The sequence below is a fragment of the Erythrobacter sp. F6033 genome, assembly GCF_023016005.1.
In the GTDB taxonomy this organism is placed as follows: Bacteria; Pseudomonadota; Alphaproteobacteria; order Sphingomonadales; family Sphingomonadaceae; genus Erythrobacter.
In genome coordinates, this window is sequence record NZ_JALKAZ010000001.1 from 1,879,177 (window position 1) to 1,896,946 (window position 17,770).

Here is a 17,770-nt window from a genome sequence, read left to right on the forward strand (position 1 = left end):
GGGGCTATTTGGCCCAGTAAACAAGGTCGACTGCGGTCATCCCGCCTGGTCCTTCGCGGAAGTGCGCCACGAAATGTTCGGTGCGGCCATCTCCGACAATTGAATGCTCGGGCTGTTCATATGTCACCGGGCGGAGTCTAGCGCGGTCTGCACGGGTGAAATGATACCCCATCGCATCTTCGATATCGACAGGCGTGACATAACGGACAATGCGCACATTGCAGTCAGCATTTGATGAGCCAGCGGCTTGCTGGACCATCCCGTGAGGCATAACCGCCGATGGTCCGGGCATGTCGACTGACCAATTCAAACCCTCAGACAGCGAGCTGACGCATTCCTGCGGTCCGCCAACGGCGACTAGCATCGCATCGGCTTTGGTCAGTGCGGATAGATCTGCGGGGCCTGCATCACTCGACGGGAATGGCAATGCAGGGATTTGTCCTTCGGCAAGCAATTCGACACGGGCCGCATCGCGCGCACGGTTGGCAAGTTCGTCTGTTGCAACCAGAGGTGGCAGTGCGTGATCGGAACGCAGTGTGAGCACCGCATTCGCCTCATTGCGATAGGCGAGATCAGGATCGACCATCAGTGGATCATTCAACGCCTTGGCCATCAACGGATCGGTTGCAACCACGCTTTGCTCGACCACTGTTTCGGCTTCAGGCGCGCAAGCAGACAGCGCCAAGCCCAGCAGAGCTGTTGAGCCAATGAAGACAATGCGGATTTGTCGCGTGAACATGGCCGCCTTTTGCCGCAACAAGGTTAACATTCGCTATGCCGGGCACGCAAAATGAAAACGCCCCCATGCCGCAAGGACATGAGAGCGCCTTCCGCGGTGGTGGATACCGCGCTTAGGCCGTTGGTGGGTTGGCCCAAGTTGGGAGGAGAAGGCACGCGGCGTAGGTGGGATTGCCCCGTGCCCCTCATTCGATATGTTCATGTATAGAGGCATGAACCTGAACGACCTGCAATCAGGTCCGAAAGCATCGGTTCAGCCTTGTAGCGCGGTGTAAACCCGCCCGCGCTTGCGCTGAGCACTGGCGAAGCCTACGGGCCGTGCTTCATGGCGACACCTCCCCGCACCTCCGCGCAAAGCACCGAACAGCCCTCCGGCTTACCAGCGGCTTTGGGCGCGTATCTGATGTGGGGCTTCCTGCCCCTTTATCTGCTTTTGGTGACGAGCGTGCCACCGTTTGAATTTGTTGGCTGGCGGATCATCTGGACGCTGCCGTTTTGCCTGATCATCGTTGCCCTGCGGAAGCAGTTTCCAGCGTTGAAGGAAGCGCTCACCAACCGCCGGACGCTGCTTGCCTTGTTCGCCAGCGCCGTGCTGATCGCGATCAACTGGTTCGTCTACATCTGGGCGATCATGGAAAATCAGGTCTACGCCGCGAGCCTTGGCTATTACCTTAACCCGCTGCTCAATGTGCTGCTCGGGACGGTGCTGCTAGGTGAGAAACTTTCGAGGTGGCAATGGCTCGCCGTCGCGATTGCGCTCACGGCAGTGGCTCTGTTGGCGGCGGGTGCGCTTACAACGCTCTGGATCAGCCTGAGTCTCGCTTTCAGCTTTGGGCTGTATGGCATTGTACGCAAACAGGTTAATGTCGGATCATTGCCCGGATTGACCATCGAGAGCGCAATTCTACTGCTGCCCGCAGCCGGTATCGCGTGGTGGTATGCGCAAGCGCCCGCTGGTTCGGCGTTCGGTGATGACTGGTTTTTGAGCGGCGCGATCATATTCTCAGGCGTCGTAACAGCCGTACCGCTATTGCTGTTCGCGATCGCAGCCAAGCGGATGAATTATTCGACGCTCGGTTTCATCCAATACCTCGCCCCGACGATCGTTTTCCTGCTCGGGCTCACGGTGTTCGGCGAGGAATTACGCCCCGTTCAACTCGGCAGTTTCCTGCTGATCTGGACGGCTGTGGCGATCTTTATGTTCGATCTGTGGGCGCGCAGCCGCAAAGCAAAAGCGGCTGCATAGCTAGTCGGCAATCCGCCAGTGGATCGTCTGGCCGCCATGCCAAGGCACGATGGTCTGTCCGGCAAGCTCCAGCTCTTCCGGCACCGCAACTTCAGTGCGCTCCAGCGTGATGGTTTCCTCATTTACGGGCAGACCGTAAAAAGCCGGGCCGTTTAGCGAGGCAAACGCTTCGAGATGCTCCAATGCATCTTCTTCGTCGAAAACCGTGCAATAGCTTTCCAGCGCGTATGGCGCACCGAAAATGCCTGCACAGCCGCAGGCGCTTTCCTTGTCACCGCGAAGATGTGGGGCACTGTCAGTGCCGAGGAAGAACTTGGGCGAACCCGACGTGGCCGCTTTGCGCAGCGCCAGCCGGTGCAATTCCCGCTTGGCAACCGGTAGGCAGTAATTGTGCGGCTGTATCCCGCCGACCAGCATCGCGTTGCGATTGATATGGAGATGCTGCGGGGTGATTGTCGCGGCGATATTGGGGCCGGATTGCTCCACAAATTCCACCGCATCGGCTGTAGTGATGTGTTCAAACACGATTTTAAGCTTCGGAAAATCCCGAACAATCGCGCGCATGTGCCGCTCGACAAACTCCGCTTCACGATCAAATACATCGATGTCGTGATCGGTCACTTCACCGTGGATGCACAGGATGATGCCATCGGCCTCCATCCGTTCTAGCACCGGATAAATCTTCGCTACGTGGCTAACACCGTGCGCGGAATTGGTGGTCGCATTCGCCGGATAGAGTTTGGCGGCTGTGAAGATGCCTTCAGCAAAGCCGCGCGCAAGATCTTCGGGATCAGTCGTGTCAGTGAGGTAGCATGTCATCAGCGGACTGAAGTCCACCCCTGTCGGAACCGCCGCATTGATCCGGTCGCGATATTCCGCCGCCAGCGCAGCAGTGGTGACCGGCGGCGTCAGGTTCGGCATCACAATCGCCCGGGCAAATTGCCGCGCTGTGTAAGGCACAACGCCGCGCATGATATCACCGTCGCGGAAATGCAGGTGCCAATCATCAGGGCGGCGGATCGTAAGCGTATCGGTCATGCCTGAGCCTTAGTCGGGCAAGTAAAGTCTTTCCAGTCCCGCCGGACACTCATACAGCGCTTTGTATGACCAAAATCGGATTTCTGGCCTGCGAAACAACCGTTCCAAGCGCAGGCGAACGACGCGGAGACGCATTTGAACATGACCTGATGATCTCTTCGCTTGCGCCTGCCTTTGAAGCGGCGGGTTTGGACTTGTGCGTGATCGACTGGGAAGCCCCTCTGGAAGCGTTTGAGAGCATCGCGCTCGTAATGCTTGGCACATCGTGGAACTATCAGGACAAGCCCCAGGCCTTCCTTGAAAAACTCGAAGCGCTGAACGAGCGCGGTATCACAGTCTGCAATCCGCCAGACATCGTGCGCTGGAACGCCAAGAAAACCTATCTCCGCGATCTCGCCGACGCGGGCGCCCGCACCATCCCTACACTTTGGCGCGAGAATGTGACCGCCAAGGGTGCGCTGGAGGCCATGGAGGTTTTCGACACAGACCGGATCGTAGTGAAACGTCAGATTGGCGCAGGCGCAATGGGCCAAGAGCTGATTTCGCGCGGCTCGATGCCCGATGCCGATTGGTCATTCGGGCATCCGGCAATGTTGCAACCCTTTCTCCCCGCTATTGCCGAAGAAGGCGAGCTGAGTTTTGTCGTTATCGAAGGCGAGCTAAGCCATGCGCTGCGTAAACTTCCGGCCAATGGCGATTACCGCATTCAATCGCTGTATGGCGGGACGGAGAACGTCCATCAACCTAGCGAGGAAGAGGCCGCTGCTGCGGCAGCGATAATCGCCGCACTTCCTTTCCCCGCGCCGCTCTATGCCCGTATCGATATGCTGCGGGCAGAAGATGGCGCGTTGATGGTTATGGAAGCCGAGCTGATCGAACCTTATCTCTATCCCGAACAGGGACCGGGTCTGGGCAAGCGTCTGGCCGGGGCCATAGCCAACCGGATGAGAACATGACCGCCAGGACTTTAGCCAACCGCGCCATTATCCGCCTCGTCCCACTGGAGGATGGAGAGGATGTGCGGGGTTTTCTGCAAGGTCTCGTCACCAATGATGTGAGCGGCGATCTGCCAGTCTATGCCGCGCTATTGTCCGCGCAGGGCAAGGCGATGTTCGATTTCTTTGTTTGGGCGGGCGACAATGGCGCGTTGCGGCTCGATTGCGAAGCAGAGGTCGCGGATGATCTCGCCAAACGCCTCTCGCTCTATCGACTGCGCCGCAAGATCGACATAGCCCGCGATGAAACGCTTGGCGTGTTCTGGAGCATCGAAGCCTTCGATGGCGGAACCCCTGATCCTCGCCTGTCTGAACTCGGCTTTCGCGCAGTTGCCGCTACGAATGACGCTAATGCTGCTGACGCGACTTATCTTGCACACCGCCTCAATCTTGGCGTGCCCGAAGGTCGCGGCGAGTTGGGTGATATTCTTTGGCTGGAAACCAATGCGGTCGAGCTGAACGGCGTCAGCTTTGAGAAAGGCTGTTACATCGGTCAGGAAAACACCGCGCGGATGAACTGGCGGCAAAAGGTCAACCGGAGACTGGTCGTTGTGCCGATTGACAGGTCCGAAGATAAACGGCGCAAGGCGGTCTATCCTGAACTGGAATTGGCCGTCGATCACTTGCGCGTTGCCGATCTTGATCCTGCGGCCCTGCCCGACTGGCAGGCGACGGGTATTGCCGATTAACGCTGGTAATGCTGCGCCATTGATGCCTCGAGGTTGGCAGCAGCACGCTCACGTGCCGTGTCTCTCGGCAGGCCAAGCGACTTTGCCAGCGCCCCGCCAATCAACGCATCACCCAAGGCCAACAACACGAGGCTGAGCGTGTCTTTATGAACATGCATTTCGTCCTCGGAATGATCCGCTTCGCCCGGCGCAATCTCGTCGACCAGCTCGTGAATTGTGCTGATAATCGGGTTTAGGGCATCCTCGTTACCCGTGAGCAGCATCCAGCTGGTGAGCGCACCCGCACCTTCGCGGTCGAACGCGTCGAAGGCGAGGTCCACAACTTCGCGCGCTGAACCAAGCCCCGCGCGGCTCGCGTGCACGGCTTCGATAATCGTCTCGCACACAGTCTTTGCCAGATGCTCTGCCAGAGCCTTTTGCAGCCCCGATGCCGATCCAAAATGATGGAGCAGATTGGCATGCGTGCGCCCTATGCGCGACGCCACTGCCTTCAGCGTGACGGATTGCGGACCTGTTTCGATAAGGAGTGCACGCGCGGCCTCTAGGGCGGATTTGCGGGATTCCTCAGGAGTTAATCTCTTACGGACTGTCATTACCTGTCGTCCCTAGTGAAAAGCACCGAAATGAACAAGCAATCGGAACCGCGAATCAAAAAAGCCCCGGCACACGCAATCGCGACCGAGGCTTTGGATGGGTCAAAGTGCTTCGAACTCAGGCCGCTACTGGCGCTCCAAATCCGGCGGTGCCGGCAAAAGACAGCTCGTACTCCGCCGTTGGCGCCATCTCGCCGCGCCCGCAGGAATGCCGTTCGACCACGCGGCCAGTTGGCTCAAAGCCAAGCTTGCGCAAAACCGCGCCCGATGCCGGGTTGTCGAGGAAGTGCGACGCCACCAGCCGTTGATGCCCGAGAGTGCGCGCAACTTTGAGCGCTGCAGCACCCGCTTCGGTTGCGAAGCCCTGCCCCCAATAAGGGCGTGCGATCCAGTAGCCGAGTTCAACCGCACCTTCATCCATCGGATCAATCCCGATGCAACCGACAACCTGTGCATCGCGCGCGCGAGTGATCAGAAAGCGCGGAAACATGGGATCAATCGGGAGTGACACGAACTTGCGCGCGTCCTCTGCGGCATAGGGCCACGGGGCGCTGGCTAGATTTCGCACGACACCCTCATCGGCGATGCCCGAAAGCACGCCCTGCCAATCTTCTGGCCAGATGGGTCTGAGCAGCAATCTGTCGCTACGATGGAACACAATTCTTCTCCCAAGCGAGAACTCAATTGCCCCTCACCGCGCCGATAGGCGGGCTGCATGACAATTTCGTTGCCGTGGAATTTTATTATTCCACGGGTTTTCGAGGGAGAAACGAGAAGAGGGAGATGGCTCCCCCGAATGGGGTGGCCCTTCTCCCTCTACGCTGCCGATTGTGTTATCGGCTAGGACCGCCCCGGTGGACGATCCTTTTCTTGAACCGTCCGGTTATTCAGCTGCTTCCGCAATCATGTCTACCGACACGAATTTGCGGCCTAGTTTGCCTTTATGGAATCGGACCACGCCTTCGCCGAGTGCGAAGAGAGTGTGGTCTTTGCCCATGCCGACATTGGTGCCCGGATAAAACTTGGTGCCGCGCTGGCGCACGATGATGTTGCCGCCGATCACGTCCTGACCGCCGAATTTCTTCACACCAAGGCGGCGACCTGCTGAGTCGCGACCGTTACGCGATGAACCGCCTGCTTTCTTATGTGCCATGGGTCCTGATCCTTACTTCGTGTCAGCTTTAGGCGCGGCTTTCTTAGCCGGTGCCTTTTTGGCTGGTGCTTTCTTCGCTGCAGGCTTTTTAGTGGCTGCAGCCTTCGGAGCGGCTTTCTTGGCCGGAGCTTTTTTCGCCGGAGCCTTCTTGGCAGGTGCTGCCTTGGCTTCGGTTTCAGCTTTCGGTGCAGCTTCTTTTTTAGGAGCAGCAGCCTTCTTAGCCGGGGCTTTCTTGCCTTCACCAACGTCAGTGATGCGCAGAAGCGTCATCTGTTGACGGTGACCAGCCTTACGGCGGTAGTTGTGGCGACGACGCTTTTTGAAAACGACGACTTTTTCGCTCTTCGCTTGCGCGATGATTTCAGCCGATACGCTCACTTTGGCAGCGTCAGCGATGCTATCGCCTTCACCTGCAAGCAAGACATCACCCAAGGTGATGGTGTCGCCCGCTTCACCAGCGAGCTTCTCAACGGCAATTTTGTCTCCGGCGGCAACCCGATATTGTTTGCCACCTGTGCGCACTATCGCGAACATGGCTATATACTCTCAATCTCTTGGCGTGTCCGGCTTTATGCAAAAGGCTCGCACCACCGAACGGCATTGCGGCGCCGTTTGGATACAGCGCCGGAAAGAACGGTGCCGTTAAGGGAAACACTGGGGCAAGTCAACGCTATCTGGCGCAGAATCTGCCTTTGACGCGACTCTTTTTCAAGAACTTGCATCTATCTGGCTTTGCGGGAGCAAACCATCGTGATATTCGCCCAGCCAACAATGACACGCCCGTATGCCTCCTTATTGATCGCCGCGACATCAGCAATTCTGCTTTCTGCCTGCGTTGGCAGCAGCGACAAATATCCTTCGCTGGTGATCCGCGACTTTGAGCGGGCGCAGGGTCAGTTCACGCCTGTAGCCGGTGAGCCTGAAGCTCCGATTCGCCCCGTCGCCTCGAGCGAAGATCTGGATGCATTGGTCGCGCGCGCCGTGGATGCTTATCGCCGGTTTGAACAGGTTGAGATGGGGACAATCATTCTTGTCGCAATGGCGCAGAATGACAGCATCGAAAGCAACCGCCGGCAAGAGGCCCTCGTCGCCTTTGCCAATCTGCAAGCAATCCGCAGCGAAACAGCCGTCGTGCTGGCTGACCTAGACCGTCTGACAGCTGAGGCCGTGACGACATTTGCCCCGCAAGAAGAAATAGCCGCCGCGCGCGCCAAAGTCGAAACGCTGATCGCTGGTCAGGACGGTACTCTCGCGGGCCTTTCTGAAACAATGAACCAATGAACGCCGCCTGCGAAGCCTGCCCGGTGAAAGACAGCGCGGCTTGCGCAGTCCTTACGGAGGAAGAACGCGATGTTCTCGCAGCCGCTGGACGGACGCGGGTTCTAAAACGCGGAGAGATGCTCTTTGCGGCAGGCGATCAAGACGCAGCTTGCGCAACTCTTGTATCAGGCGCCCTCAAAGTTTCGGCTATCAACCGTGACGGAGACGAGCAAATCCTTGCATTGGTCCATCCGTCGGGTTTTATCGGTGAACTGTTTTCTCCTTTCGCCCATCACGATGTAGTCGCGCTGACCGAAAGCAAGCTTTGCACGTTTGCGCGCGCTGACATTGACCGGGCGATAGAGCAATATCCTGCCCTCGCCCGCGCCTTGTTGCGCCGCAGTCAGGAAGACCTGCTGGCAACACGTAGCCTGCTGGAGCTGAACGCCACAGCCGATGCCGAAGCACGTCTTGCGGCTCTGCTATACGATTTCGCTGCCGCGGCCAGCCACACTTCATGCCATGTCGCACGCGAGTTTGATTTGCCGCTTACGCGCGGTGAGGTTGCCAATATGCTAGGCCTGACAATTGAAACCGTCAGCCGCAAACTTGGCGAGATCGAAGACACCGGGGCGATCCTGCGCAAAGGAAAGCGCGGAATCGAACTGATCGATCCCGCGCTCCTTCAGGCCCTGTCTGGGCGCCAGGCTGCTCAGGCCTAGCCAGTCGTTGTCTCTCTTCCTTAGGGGCGATCAAAGCCCCTCGATCACACCAAAGCGGCGATCACAACGACAGTGCAGGCCCAAAGCACGATCAGCACTGGCAAAATCAACATTTGGATCGCGGCATCTCGGGGAGCGAGACGTCCGGTGTTGGTCATAATTCCGGTCTGTTGAAACTTGCCCATGGTCATGGGCTTGCTGCCATTATCTTTAAGCCGGGTCCAAACTGCGGGAACCCCGAATCCAGCGATAATGAAGCCTGCAAAGATCGCCATAGGAATGATCAGGCCGGGAGTGGAAAATGCCGCGCCCAGGATGCCAATGAACGCAAGATAGCAGGCGACAGTCGCGCCATACAAAGCGGTTGGCATTTCGAAGTTGCGATCGGATTCAACCTGAGTGCGCGCAGCGGCAGGTGCATCGACAATGCGAGCTTCGCCTCGGGCGATGATGTCATGTGCTAGTTTACTCATGGGGCTTTCTCCTTCGTTGGAAAGAGAATTAGCCGCCGCCTTTTCCTGCCACCTTGATCCAGATCAAACTGCGCAGGATATTTTCAATTCCAGCGTGAAAGATCGGCATAATCATCGGCGCGCGGTTCGATCCAACTCCATTTGCCGCTGCGAAGCTCGCGTTTCCAAAACCACGCGGCGCTCTTCAAATGGTCCATGCAGAAATCAACGGCATCGATCGCGTCGCGCCTGTGATTTGCCGCCGCCGACACGCATACAATCGGTTCGCCGGGATACATTTGCCCGACGCGGTGAACCATCAATAAACCGATCAAATCGAACCGCGTTGATGCCTTATCCGCCAGTTCGTCCATACCCGGCAGTGTCAGCGGTTCGTAATGCGACAGCTCAAGCGCTTCCACATTATCCTCGCCCCGAACTTCGCCAACGAAAGTGCAAACACCGCCCAGCCCTGCGCAGGCTTGGGTGAATGGCCCGATCAAACTGCCAGGAATAAATGGTTCGGTCAGCAGGCGGATGTCGCGGTGCATCGCCAGTCTAGCCGCCGCTGACAGGAGGCAGCAACGCAACTTCATCGCCGTCTTTGGCGTTCAGCGTAGTCTTGTCCGACAAGACCTTTCCGGCGCAGGCGACATTGACGCGCGCTTCGCCCAATTGCCCCGCAATCTCAGGACCGACGGTGGCCAGCAAACCCGGCCAATCGAGCGGTCCATCGACTTCTCGGCTGTCTTCACCCGTCATATCCCGCAGCGGTCCAAGGAAATGTATCGTCACTGTCACTCGCCTATCCTCCCGTCATCGACATGTGGCGCGGTTGAGCGGGTTCTGCCCCGCGCTGATCCATGCGGAAATGGTGCTTTTCCGGTTTGATCTTCATTGCCTTTGCCAGTGCTTCGGCAAGATTGCGCACCGGCTCTTCGGAACGCAGCGCCGCGCGCAGATCGACCCGCTCTGCGCCGCCAAGGCATGGGTAAAGTTGACCCGTCGCGGTCACACGCAGCCGGTTGCAACCAGCACAAAAGTTCCCGGTGAGCGGCGTAATCAACCCAAGCCGACCGCCAGTTTCGGCAATATCAACATAGCGAGCAGGCCCGCCTGTGCGGTGATCGCTTTCCGTGAGCGTCCAACGCTGTTCGAGTTGTCCACGCACATCGGCCAGCGAGAGGAACTGATCGAGCCGTTCCTCTTCAATATCACCCAGCGGCATGACTTCGATCAGGGTGACATCATGCCCTTGGCCGTGCCCCCATGCGATCAGATCGGGAAGCTCATCTTCATTGACGCCTTTCAGCGCAACCGCGTTGAGCTTCACCTTTAATCCCGCCTCCTTCGCAGCGCCAATGCCGTCAAGAACCTGCGGCAAGGCATCGCGCCGTGTCAGCTTGGCGAACAAATTCCGATTGAGCGTATCGAGCGATACATTGATCCGGCGAATTCCGGCCTTGGCCAAAGCGTCAGCGTGCTGGGCCAACTGCGTCCCGTTAGTGGTGAGCGTCAGCTCCTCGAGGCCGTATCCGATGCGCTTGCCGAGCGCATTGATCAGATCGATAATATCGCGGCGCACCAATGGCTCGCCGCCCGTGATACGGATTTTTGTGACGCCGCGCTCGATAAAGCCGTTCGCAAGCTCGTATAACTCCTCCAGCGACAGCACCTCTTTGCGGGGCAGAAACTTCATCGCTTCCGGCATGCAATAGGTGCACCGCAAATCGCAGCGATCCGTAACGGACAGGCGAAGATAGGAAATCTGGCGCTTGAACGTATCGACCAGCGGCACAGCATCAGCGCCAATCTCGATCCGATCAGGAATTCGGTTTGCCAGCTCACTCATGCGCGGGACAATACTGCCCTGTGACGCCGGGCGCATCCTCTAAATACTCGATGATCCCGCGCGCCGCGCTTTCACTGGCCACGCCCACAATATTCACGCGCTTGGGTGCATATTCGCGCGCCAGATCTGCGGCGAGTGATCTGCGCCAATCATCATGGGCGCTATCAGCTGCGGGCAGGACAATGGCGAGCGCTGTTGTTCCTTGATCCGCCAGCTTGATTCTGGCGTGTTCGAGATGCTTTCCGAAAAACTCGGCGCTCGCGGCAATACCGCTATCCGGCAAACTTTCGACGGTCAGCAAAACCTGCATCAGTCCGCAGGCCTTTCGCGGTGCATTGTGATCCCGATCTTCTCGTTCGCCTCGGCAATCGCCAGCTTCACAATCTTTACTGTCACGGCCTGCACTCGCTTATCCTGCACAAACAGGCTTTCACAAATGTGATCAGCCACTGCCTCGATCAGTTTGAAATGAACATCTTTTGGCAGCCCATCGGAGGCTGCAAATTTGAGGTCCATGTAATTCTTGCTCGCCTCCAGCGGCGTATCGGGATCGTACCGATCCGCGATGTCATAGCGCGCCTGAATGGTAATCCGCAGCGGTTGCGGTTTACCGGTCTCCTCGGAATAGATGCCGGTCAGGACATTCACTTCGAGGTCAGCCACTTCAAGGATAAGCGAATCGTTCATTCGGGTGAGACCTTCGTCATTTTGCAGGGCTTTAGCAGAGCTTTCTGCACGCGCTTATTCTCTTCAACGGTAAGTCCCGTCAGGCTTAAAGTGCCGCCAGTGATCGCTTCATTGATAACCGGCGAAGAAACGATCTCCGATCCGATCATGATGTGCATCTGCCGCCCGACATTTTCGGCCGTTTTCTCAGCGAGCCACGCCTTGCCGCTGTCGCCAAGCTCTACGTTGAGAACAAGTTCTCTTGTGCGCTCATCGGCGTCGATCTGGGCATCATAGACTCTGGGTGAGCAGAGAACGAACTCGCTCACTTGAAGGGTGTTATTGACCGGATCAATTCGGAACCGCAAAAGCTCGCTTGCATCCGCTACGGGTTCAACCACCGCCGCCAAGGCTATCAGAGCAAGCACACTCACGAATCCTGCCTCCACCGGGCGAAAATGGCAGTTGGCAGCAGGCGTGCGCCTTCACCCTCTTCGCGCACGGCAAGGTCGCCGTGTTCAATGACGCCCGGCAAATGGCGCAGCTTTTCCTCGAGCAATCCAGCCAAAGCGACCGAGCTCATGCGAACCGCGTAGACCGTGAGGAACAGAAACGCGCTTTTCTCGTCGAGCAGCTTCGCGCAGTCGCCCACCAATTCCGGCAGGCCCTGCTCCAACCGCCAGGTTTCATTCTTTGGCCCGCGCCCGAATTTGGGCGGATCAAGGATAATCCCGTCATAGCGCCGCTCGCGCCGCACTTCGCGTGCAGCAAACTTCGCTGCATCATCCACCATCCAGCGGATCGGACGGTCATCCATGCCGGACAGCGCGGCATTCTCGCGCGCCTGAGCGACCGATTTTTTGGAGGCATCAACATGCGTGACACGGCCATGATCGCTAAGCGCAAGCGTGCCCAGACCCGTATAGCCGAACATATTCATGGTTTCCGCGTCATCGCGGCCCGCAAGCTGTTCGCGCATCCAATCCCAAACGGGCGCCATATCGGGGAAAAATTGCAGGTGCCGGAACGGCGTGGGCTGCGCGGTGAACTTCACCTCGTTCCAGGCGAGCTGCCACCCTTCTTCGGGAAGTTCGGTTTCCAACTGCCAACGCCCGCCGCCATCTTCATCAGAGCCCGGCACGAATTCGCCAGCCGCTGGCCAGTCGTCTAGCCGAGGTTGCCACAGCGCCTGCGGCTCTGGGCGGACAAAGGCATGCGGCCCGAACGCCTCGTATTTGCGCCCCGCCCCGCTATCGAGCAGGCGATATGCGTCCCATCCGGTGCATTCCATCACCATCGGCTGAGGCGCGATTGTGGCCATCAGGCGGAGGCAGCATTCTGCAACACGAAGTCGCGGCTTGCCTCGTACTCACCCGCAAGTTCTGTGAAATGTTCCTCTCGGCCAAACAGATCGCCGACGCGCGACGGAAGCGCCGGACGCACACCGACAGCACGTTCGACCGCGTCAGGGAACTTCGCGGGGTGAGCGGTCGCAAGTGTAACAAGAGGAACGCGCGGATCGATGGAGTCATCGGTGACCGCAGCGCGGGCAGCGCTCAATCCTACGGCCGTGTGCGGATCGATAATCTGGCCGCCTGCGGCATGGGCCCATTGCATAGCCCGCGCGGTTTCATCCTGATCCGCGCGGAAGCTCAGGAACAGGTCCTTCATACCCTCACGCTGCGCGTTGGTAAGCTGCATCGATTTTGTTTGCTCGAATCCGCGCATCTGCTCGGCAATGGCCGCGCCATCACGCCCGCTTGCGTCAAACAGCAGCCGTTCAAAATTGGAGCTAACCTGAATGTCCATCGATGGTGTGATCGTTGGCGTGACACCGCCAGCGGAATAGTCGCCTTCATTGATAGCGCGCCGCAGAATGTCATTGATGTTCGTGGCGACCACCAGCGTTTCGATCGGCAGCCCCATCTTGGATGCGACATAGCCTGCAAACACATCGCCGAAATTTCCGGTCGGGACGGAATAGGCAACCTTCCGATCAGGAGCGCCAAGCTGCAGCGCCGAATAGAAGTAATAAACCACCTGAGCCATCAGGCGCGCCCAGTTGATCGAGTTCACCGCGCCCAGATTGAGCGTGCCGGTGACATCCGGATCACCGAACATCCGTTTCACATGCGCTTGTGCGTCATCAAAGCTGCCATCAATCGCAATGTTGTGGACATTAGGCGCGCGCACCGTCGTCATCTGGCGACGCTGAACGTCGCTGACTTTGCCTTGAGGGTGGAGCATGAATATCTCGACCCGCTCAGACCCGGCAACACCGCGAATGGCAGCAGAGCCCGTGTCGCCACTAGTTGCGCCAACAATGGTCAGCCGCTCATCACGGCGTTTCAGGAAGGTATCAAACAACCGCCCGAGCATCTGCAGTGCGACGTCTTTAAACGCCAGCGTCGGGCCGTGGAACAATTCCAGCAACCAATGCTGGCTATCGAGCTGAACCAAAGGCGTGACCGCAGCGTGGCTGAATTCTGAACCATAAACTTCCCTGCAGATTGCAGAGAGCTCATCCGGAGTCAGACTATCTCCCACAAACGGGGTCATTACCTCCACGGCAACTTCCCAATATTCCAATCCACGCATCGAACGGATTTGCGCTTCGCTAAAGCGTGGCCATTCGCGCGGCAGATACAATCCGCCATCGCTCGCAAGACCGGCCAATGTTGCGCCTTCAAAATCCAGCGTCGGCGCGCTTCCTCTGGTGGAGATATATTCCATATGATGCTGCGGTTAGCGCCCTGTGTTTGTGAGAGCAAGCAAGGGTGCCTGACGGTTGCCCTAGTCTTTCTTTCTGATCCGCGATCGAACAGCGAATCCGTAGATTAGCAAGGCTGTCAACGCGAAGAAGAACCATTGCCCCGCATAAGCAAGGTGGTTATTGGGAAGACTGCTCGGATCAGGCTTGGCGAGCGGTTGAAGCCCGGCTTGCGGCGGGTTGGCGACAAGACGCGGACCCGGAGCAATCACGCCAGCAACCGTGCCTCCTGTCCATTGCGGGGTTTGCAAGCTGCGCGAATAGCCAAGATCAACCAACACGGTCGAATTTTCGCCAACCGCGCAGGTAGCGCGTTGAGCCCATCCTTTTTGCCCTTTGTCCGATGTACCCGCCACAGTTTCGATATTGGTCACATCCACGCACTCGATTGTGCTCTGGCGAAACCATACGTCTTTCCCTTCACCCGATATGGGGAATGGAACCGTATCGATTTCCTGTGTCGCCTCGGAATAGGCAGCTAGCATCGCTTCTTTCTCGTCCATCCGGCCCAATTGCCATATACCGAGACCAATCATCGTAATGATTGCGGCCACCACGATGATCGTCGGAATGATGGGAATACGAGAGGTCATATGTCCGCGTTCTCTTTTTCCAGCTTGGCTTCATATTGAGCGTAGAGAAGCGCGGTCTTGTACAGACGAAGCCCACCTAGAACCGCTGCAATCGTCGTTACACTCCAGAATACCGCCTGAAGCCAAAATGGGGGCTGGATCAGGATATCGATACCCATCGCTGCACAGATGAGCAGCACCGCGATCAGAATGGTCAGTAACCCGGCCCAACGCGATCCGCGTTCCAGTTCAGAATAGTCCAGATCACAGCTTTCGCATTTCACCGCGATCCGTGCAGGCGCCTCAAACAAGGTCGCTGTGCCGCAACGCGGGCACAAACCAGAAAGGGCAGCCTGGAAGAGTGATTTCTCTTGGCCAGGCTGCCCTTTCTTGTGTTTCGAGCTGGTGCCCGGTTCGATCAATGGACCGGTGCGCCCCAACCGCCCCATACGTAGATGGCGATGAAGAGGAACAGCCACACCACGTCAACGAAGTGCCAATACCACGCAGCCGCTTCGAAGCCGAAATGCTGGCGCGGGGTGAAGTGCCCTTTGTAAGCACGGAACAGGCATACCGCGAGGAAGATCGTACCGATCAGAACGTGGAAACCGTGGAAGCCGGTCGCCATGTAAAACGCCGAGCTGTATGTGTTCTGACCGAAGTTGAACGGCGCGATGCTATACTCATATGCCTGAATGCCGCTGAACAAAACGCCGAGAGCGATGGTCGCCCAGAGACCTTGCTTAAGAGCGTCACGATCACCGTGGATTAGCGCGTGGTGCGCCCAAGTCACGGTAGTACCCGAGCAGAGCAGGATCAGGGTGTTAAGCAGCGGAAGACTGAACGCATCGAGTACTTCCATGCCCTCTGGCACGAGCGCACCACCAGTGGCGGTGTTGTCTGTCAGAAACGCATTGGCGGTCGCCTGCGCAGCCGTGCCAGCGTCCGTGACGGAAAGCGGTGCAGGGAACAGTGCGAAATCAAAGAATGACCAGAACCACCCGACAAAGAACATCACTTCCGAAGCGATGAACAGAATCATGCCGTAACGCATGTGGAGCTGGACAACGGGAGTGTGGTCACCGCGTTCGGCTTCGACAACGATGTTCTTGAACCACATGAAGAAGGTCGCGATCAGACCCGCGAGACCGGCCCACATTACAATTGATCCGGTCGCACCGAACATTTCGTGCATGTTGAACACAAGTCCGGTGGTGAATGTCACCGCCGATAGCGAACCGACGAGCGGCCAGATATCGGGTTCAAGGATGTGATAGTCGTGGTTTACGTTGCCAGCCATGGTCTGCTTTCCCGTCCCTTAGGATGCGTGGTCAATCATATTTCGCGTTAGGAATCCGTCTTTACGGGCTCTTTCACGCGGTGAAAAGTGTAACTCAAAGTGATTTGTTCAACATCAGCCATAAACTCATCTTCGAGAATGGCCGGATCGACATAATACAGCACGGGCATGCTCACTTCCTGCCCAGGCTGAAGCGTCTGTTGTGTGAAACAGAAACATTGGATCTTGTGGAAATATTGGCCCGCTTGCGCAGGTTCTACATTAAACGTCGCAGCGCCCGTTACCGGATATTTGCTATCGTTGCGAGCGATGTAGGATGCGAGATCGCGCTGTCCGATACGGACGGTATCGGTCGCCTGCGCAGGGCTGAACGTCCATGGAACGTCGCGCGCAGTTGAAGCGTCGAAACGGATTGAGATTTCTTTGGCAATTCCTGCCTTCGCTGCTGTCGCAGCTTCTGCTTCGGTGGCGACCTGCGTGGTTCCGCCAAAGCCTGTCACCCGGCAAAACAAATCATACAAAGGAACTGCGGCATAGCCGAGACCAAGCATCGCCAGCGCGCCAAGAAGCGCGAGGCCGCCAGTGCGAAGATTGCGATCATCAATGGATGGCTGCACGGTGCTCATTATTGCCCTCCAATCCGGGCGATTGTGATCAAGTAGAACAATACGACGAAGAACAGCAGCGTGCCGCCAACCACAAGGTTGCGAGCTTTCTGCCGGCGCTTCGTTTCTGCTTCTTCTTCAGGGGTCATGCGAACATACCTCCGCCGATCAGGCCATTGTTTTCAAGCAAACGGTCCGCGACCAATGCAGCAAACAAAGCGAACAGGTAAATGATGCTGAATTTGAACAGCTTCCGTTCGGGAAGCATCTGATCTTCAGCCGCGCGTTCCCGTGTGCCAACCGGCATAGCCAGCGCGAAGAACAATAGAGACAATACGACAGAAATCGATCCATACACCCAGCTCACCTCGCCGATCGCCCAAGGAGCGATCGCCACTGGTGCCAACAGCACGGTGTAAACCAATATCTGGATGCGGGTCGATTTTTCGCCTGCGACGACGGGCATCATCGGAATGCCCACTTTTGCGTAGTCAGACTTCATAAACAGCGCGAGCGCCCAAAAATGCGGCGGCGTCCACATAAAGATGATTGCGAAAAGCAGGACCGGCATCAGCGTGATCTCACCAGTCACCGCGACCCAACCGATGAACGGCGGGAACGCGCCAGAGCCGCCACCGATCACGATATTCTGAGGCGTGCGCGGCTTAAGCCACATTGTGTAGATGACCGCGTAATAGACAATCGCCGCAGCAAGCGCGATTGCCGCCAACCAACCGATTGCGACCCCCATCAGGCCGACCGAAGTGACCGACAGGAAAACGCCGAAATCGCGCGCATCCTTTGGAAGCATACGACCAGTTGGCAGCGGCCTATTGGCCGTCCGCTTCATGCCCGCATCAAGGTCCATTTCCCACCATTGATTGAGCGCAGCCGAACCGCCTGCTCCCATTGCGATAGCAAGAATGGCCGTAAAGCCGAGAACCGGATGGATAGTGCCCGGTGCTGCAAGCAGACCGCAAATGCCGGTGAAGATCACCAGCGTCATAACCCGCGGCTTGGTCAGCGTGAAAAAATCACGCCAATCGGCCGGCATCGGGTGCGGTTTGGCAGTCGGGGTTAAAAGCGTATCCATCGAGAGCTTTTCAGGCGTTTGTCCTA

The 17,770-nt window shown here is 57.6% G+C and carries 26 protein-coding genes; 5 read left to right on the forward strand and 21 right to left on the reverse strand.

What is annotated here, in order from left to right; all coding sequences use genetic code 11:
• Positions 1-4: 4 nt before the first annotated feature.
• The gene (locus tag MWU39_RS08955) at positions 5-739 is read right to left on the reverse strand and encodes a hypothetical protein (protein WP_247159646.1); all 735 of its coding nucleotides are present in this window, start codon (positions 737-739) and stop codon (positions 5-7) included.
• A 324-nt stretch (positions 740-1,063) separates the two neighbouring features.
• Here MWU39_RS08955 and rarD point away from each other — a divergent pair, with 324 nt between their 5' ends.
• Positions 1,064-1,984, forward strand: a complete 921-nt coding sequence (rarD, locus tag MWU39_RS08960) for an EamA family transporter RarD (protein WP_247159647.1) — start codon at positions 1,064-1,066, stop codon at positions 1,982-1,984.
• Here the strand turns inward: rarD and pyrC are convergent, their stop codons facing one another.
• Entirely contained in the window at positions 1,985-3,022 is a 1,038-nt protein-coding gene (gene pyrC / locus MWU39_RS08965) for a dihydroorotase (RefSeq protein WP_247159648.1), read from the reverse strand.
• 65 nt (positions 3,023-3,087) lie between these two features.
• Between pyrC and MWU39_RS08970 the strand changes: the two genes are divergently transcribed.
• Together MWU39_RS08970 and MWU39_RS08975 are read left to right on the forward strand one after the other, a co-directional pair.
• Complete coding sequence (locus MWU39_RS08970; RefSeq protein WP_247159649.1) at positions 3,088-3,978, forward strand: hypothetical protein; 891 nt, start codon at positions 3,088-3,090, stop codon at positions 3,976-3,978.
• The gene (locus MWU39_RS08975) at positions 3,975-4,706 is read left to right on the forward strand and encodes a folate-binding protein (protein WP_247159650.1); all 732 of its coding nucleotides are present in this window, start codon (positions 3,975-3,977) and stop codon (positions 4,704-4,706) included. Before MWU39_RS08970 ends, MWU39_RS08975 begins: the two co-directional genes overlap by 4 nt.
• On the opposite strand, the gene MWU39_RS08980 is transcribed toward MWU39_RS08975, so the two are convergent.
• The 4 genes from MWU39_RS08980 to rplU all read right to left on the reverse strand — a co-directional run bounded on the left by MWU39_RS08980 (position 4,703) and on the right by rplU (position 6,986).
• Positions 4,703-5,299, reverse strand: coding sequence for a helix-turn-helix domain-containing protein (locus MWU39_RS08980; RefSeq protein WP_247159651.1), 597 nt, complete (start codon positions 5,297-5,299; stop codon positions 4,703-4,705). The genes MWU39_RS08975 and MWU39_RS08980 overlap by 4 nt on opposite strands.
• Before the next feature lie 118 nt (positions 5,300-5,417).
• Positions 5,418-5,936: a GNAT family N-acetyltransferase gene (locus MWU39_RS08985; protein WP_247159652.1), complete on the reverse strand. Its 519-nt coding sequence runs from the start codon at positions 5,934-5,936 to the stop codon at positions 5,418-5,420.
• Positions 5,937-6,182: 246 nt separating this feature from the next.
• Positions 6,183-6,452: a 50S ribosomal protein L27 gene (gene rpmA, locus MWU39_RS08990; RefSeq protein WP_247159653.1), complete on the reverse strand. Its 270-nt coding sequence runs from the start codon at positions 6,450-6,452 to the stop codon at positions 6,183-6,185.
• Between the two features lie 12 nt (positions 6,453-6,464).
• Positions 6,465-6,986 carry a 50S ribosomal protein L21 gene (gene rplU, locus MWU39_RS08995; RefSeq protein ID WP_247159654.1) on the reverse strand — a complete coding sequence of 174 codons (522 nt, stop codon included), beginning with the start codon at positions 6,984-6,986 and terminating at the stop codon, positions 6,465-6,467.
• Positions 6,987-7,223: 237 nt separating this feature from the next.
• On the opposite strand from rplU, the gene MWU39_RS09000 reads away from it, so the two are divergent.
• Both MWU39_RS09000 and MWU39_RS09005 read left to right on the forward strand, forming a co-directional pair.
• Positions 7,224-7,733 carry a hypothetical protein gene (locus MWU39_RS09000; RefSeq protein WP_247159655.1) on the forward strand — a complete coding sequence of 170 codons (510 nt, stop codon included), beginning with the start codon at positions 7,224-7,226 and terminating at the stop codon, positions 7,731-7,733.
• Positions 7,730-8,434, forward strand: a complete 705-nt coding sequence (locus tag MWU39_RS09005; RefSeq protein ID WP_247159656.1) for a Crp/Fnr family transcriptional regulator — start codon at positions 7,730-7,732, stop codon at positions 8,432-8,434. Before MWU39_RS09000 ends, MWU39_RS09005 begins: the two co-directional genes overlap by 4 nt.
• Before the next feature lie 44 nt (positions 8,435-8,478).
• Here the strand turns inward: MWU39_RS09005 and MWU39_RS09010 are convergent, their stop codons facing one another.
• From MWU39_RS09010 to MWU39_RS09075, 15 genes are all read right to left on the reverse strand, one after another.
• Positions 8,479-8,907, reverse strand: a complete 429-nt coding sequence (locus MWU39_RS09010) for a hypothetical protein (protein ID WP_247159657.1) — start codon at positions 8,905-8,907, stop codon at positions 8,479-8,481.
• An 83-nt stretch (positions 8,908-8,990) separates the two neighbouring features.
• Positions 8,991-9,482: a molybdenum cofactor biosynthesis protein MoaE gene (locus tag MWU39_RS09015; protein WP_247159658.1), complete on the reverse strand. Its 492-nt coding sequence runs from the start codon at positions 9,480-9,482 to the stop codon at positions 8,991-8,993.
• Entirely contained in the window at positions 9,445-9,687 is a 243-nt protein-coding gene (locus MWU39_RS09020) for a MoaD/ThiS family protein (RefSeq protein ID WP_247159659.1), read from the reverse strand. The genes MWU39_RS09015 and MWU39_RS09020 overlap by 38 nt, the downstream gene beginning before the upstream one ends.
• Before the next feature lie 4 nt (positions 9,688-9,691).
• Entirely contained in the window at positions 9,692-10,738 is a 1,047-nt protein-coding gene (moaA, locus tag MWU39_RS09025) for a GTP 3',8-cyclase MoaA (protein WP_247159660.1), read from the reverse strand.
• Positions 10,731-11,048 (reverse strand): Rossmann fold domain-containing protein, encoded by a 318-nt coding sequence (locus MWU39_RS09030; RefSeq protein ID WP_247159661.1) that lies wholly within the window; start codon positions 11,046-11,048, stop codon positions 10,731-10,733. Before MWU39_RS09030 ends, moaA begins: the two co-directional genes overlap by 8 nt.
• Positions 11,048-11,425 carry a dihydroneopterin aldolase gene (locus tag MWU39_RS09035; protein WP_247159662.1) on the reverse strand — a complete coding sequence of 126 codons (378 nt, stop codon included), beginning with the start codon at positions 11,423-11,425 and terminating at the stop codon, positions 11,048-11,050. The genes MWU39_RS09030 and MWU39_RS09035 overlap by 1 nt, the downstream gene beginning before the upstream one ends.
• The gene (locus MWU39_RS09040) at positions 11,422-11,838 is read right to left on the reverse strand and encodes a hypothetical protein (protein ID WP_247159663.1); all 417 of its coding nucleotides are present in this window, start codon (positions 11,836-11,838) and stop codon (positions 11,422-11,424) included. The genes MWU39_RS09035 and MWU39_RS09040 overlap by 4 nt, the downstream gene beginning before the upstream one ends.
• Positions 11,835-12,725 (reverse strand): class I SAM-dependent methyltransferase, encoded by an 891-nt coding sequence (locus tag MWU39_RS09045; protein WP_247159664.1) that lies wholly within the window; start codon positions 12,723-12,725, stop codon positions 11,835-11,837. Before MWU39_RS09045 ends, MWU39_RS09040 begins: the two co-directional genes overlap by 4 nt.
• Positions 12,725-14,137 carry a threonine synthase gene (gene thrC, locus MWU39_RS09050; RefSeq protein WP_247159665.1) on the reverse strand — a complete coding sequence of 471 codons (1,413 nt, stop codon included), beginning with the start codon at positions 14,135-14,137 and terminating at the stop codon, positions 12,725-12,727. The genes MWU39_RS09045 and thrC overlap by 1 nt, the downstream gene beginning before the upstream one ends.
• A gap of 60 nt (positions 14,138-14,197) precedes the next feature.
• Positions 14,198-14,767 (reverse strand): SURF1 family protein, encoded by a 570-nt coding sequence (locus tag MWU39_RS09055; RefSeq protein ID WP_247159666.1) that lies wholly within the window; start codon positions 14,765-14,767, stop codon positions 14,198-14,200.
• A complete protein-coding gene (locus tag MWU39_RS09060; RefSeq protein ID WP_247159667.1) occupies positions 14,764-15,057 on the reverse strand; it encodes a DUF983 domain-containing protein in 294 nt (97 codons plus the stop codon). The genes MWU39_RS09055 and MWU39_RS09060 overlap by 4 nt, the downstream gene beginning before the upstream one ends.
• A gap of 107 nt (positions 15,058-15,164) precedes the next feature.
• Entirely contained in the window at positions 15,165-16,046 is an 882-nt protein-coding gene (locus MWU39_RS09065; protein ID WP_247159668.1) for a cytochrome c oxidase subunit 3, read from the reverse strand.
• Between the two features lie 47 nt (positions 16,047-16,093).
• On the reverse strand, positions 16,094-16,672 hold the full coding sequence (locus MWU39_RS09070) for a cytochrome c oxidase assembly protein (protein ID WP_247159669.1): 579 nt from the start codon (positions 16,670-16,672) through the stop codon (positions 16,094-16,096).
• Positions 16,672-16,800, reverse strand: a complete 129-nt coding sequence (locus MWU39_RS14550; RefSeq protein WP_281501097.1) for a hypothetical protein — start codon at positions 16,798-16,800, stop codon at positions 16,672-16,674. The genes MWU39_RS09070 and MWU39_RS14550 overlap by 1 nt, the downstream gene beginning before the upstream one ends.
• Positions 16,797-17,744, reverse strand: a complete 948-nt coding sequence (locus MWU39_RS09075; RefSeq protein ID WP_247159670.1) for a heme o synthase — start codon at positions 17,742-17,744, stop codon at positions 16,797-16,799. The genes MWU39_RS14550 and MWU39_RS09075 overlap by 4 nt, the downstream gene beginning before the upstream one ends.
• Positions 17,745-17,770: the final 26 nt, after the last annotated feature.

Coding starts and splice junctions, on each gene's coding strand:
- MWU39_RS08955 (WP_247159646.1), bottom strand. CDS start 739: ATGTTCACGCGACAAATCCGCATTGTCTTCATTGGCTCAACAGCTCTG.
- rarD (WP_247159647.1), top strand. CDS start 1,064: ATGGCGACACCTCCCCGCACCTCCGCGCAAAGCACCGAACAGCCCTCC.
- pyrC (WP_247159648.1), bottom strand. CDS start 3,022: ATGACCGATACGCTTACGATCCGCCGCCCTGATGATTGGCACCTGCAT.
- MWU39_RS08970 (WP_247159649.1), top strand. CDS start 3,088: ATGACCAAAATCGGATTTCTGGCCTGCGAAACAACCGTTCCAAGCGCA.
- MWU39_RS08975 (WP_247159650.1), top strand. CDS start 3,975: ATGACCGCCAGGACTTTAGCCAACCGCGCCATTATCCGCCTCGTCCCA.
- MWU39_RS08980 (WP_247159651.1), bottom strand. CDS start 5,299: ATGACAGTCCGTAAGAGATTAACTCCTGAGGAATCCCGCAAATCCGCC.
- rpmA (WP_247159653.1), bottom strand. CDS start 6,452: ATGGCACATAAGAAAGCAGGCGGTTCATCGCGTAACGGTCGCGACTCA.
- rplU (WP_247159654.1), bottom strand. CDS start 6,986: ATGTTCGCGATAGTGCGCACAGGTGGCAAACAATATCGGGTTGCCGCC.
- MWU39_RS09000 (WP_247159655.1), top strand. CDS start 7,224: ATGACACGCCCGTATGCCTCCTTATTGATCGCCGCGACATCAGCAATT.
- MWU39_RS09005 (WP_247159656.1), top strand. CDS start 7,730: ATGAACGCCGCCTGCGAAGCCTGCCCGGTGAAAGACAGCGCGGCTTGC.
- MWU39_RS09010 (WP_247159657.1), bottom strand. CDS start 8,907: ATGAGTAAACTAGCACATGACATCATCGCCCGAGGCGAAGCTCGCATT.
- MWU39_RS09015 (WP_247159658.1), bottom strand. CDS start 9,482: ATGAAGTTGCGTTGCTGCCTCCTGTCAGCGGCGGCTAGACTGGCGATG.
- moaA (WP_247159660.1), bottom strand. CDS start 10,738: ATGAGTGAGCTGGCAAACCGAATTCCTGATCGGATCGAGATTGGCGCT.
- MWU39_RS09030 (WP_247159661.1), bottom strand. CDS start 11,048: ATGCAGGTTTTGCTGACCGTCGAAAGTTTGCCGGATAGCGGTATTGCC.
- MWU39_RS09035 (WP_247159662.1), bottom strand. CDS start 11,425: ATGAACGATTCGCTTATCCTTGAAGTGGCTGACCTCGAAGTGAATGTC.
- MWU39_RS09045 (WP_247159664.1), bottom strand. CDS start 12,725: ATGGCCACAATCGCGCCTCAGCCGATGGTGATGGAATGCACCGGATGG.
- thrC (WP_247159665.1), bottom strand. CDS start 14,137: ATGGAATATATCTCCACCAGAGGAAGCGCGCCGACGCTGGATTTTGAA.
- MWU39_RS09055 (WP_247159666.1), bottom strand. CDS start 14,767: ATGACCTCTCGTATTCCCATCATTCCGACGATCATCGTGGTGGCCGCA.
- MWU39_RS09065 (WP_247159668.1), bottom strand. CDS start 16,046: ATGGCTGGCAACGTAAACCACGACTATCACATCCTTGAACCCGATATC.
- MWU39_RS09070 (WP_247159669.1), bottom strand. CDS start 16,672: ATGAGCACCGTGCAGCCATCCATTGATGATCGCAATCTTCGCACTGGC.
- MWU39_RS14550 (WP_281501097.1), bottom strand. CDS start 16,800: ATGACCCCTGAAGAAGAAGCAGAAACGAAGCGCCGGCAGAAAGCTCGC.
- MWU39_RS09075 (WP_247159670.1), bottom strand. CDS start 17,744: ATGGATACGCTTTTAACCCCGACTGCCAAACCGCACCCGATGCCGGCC.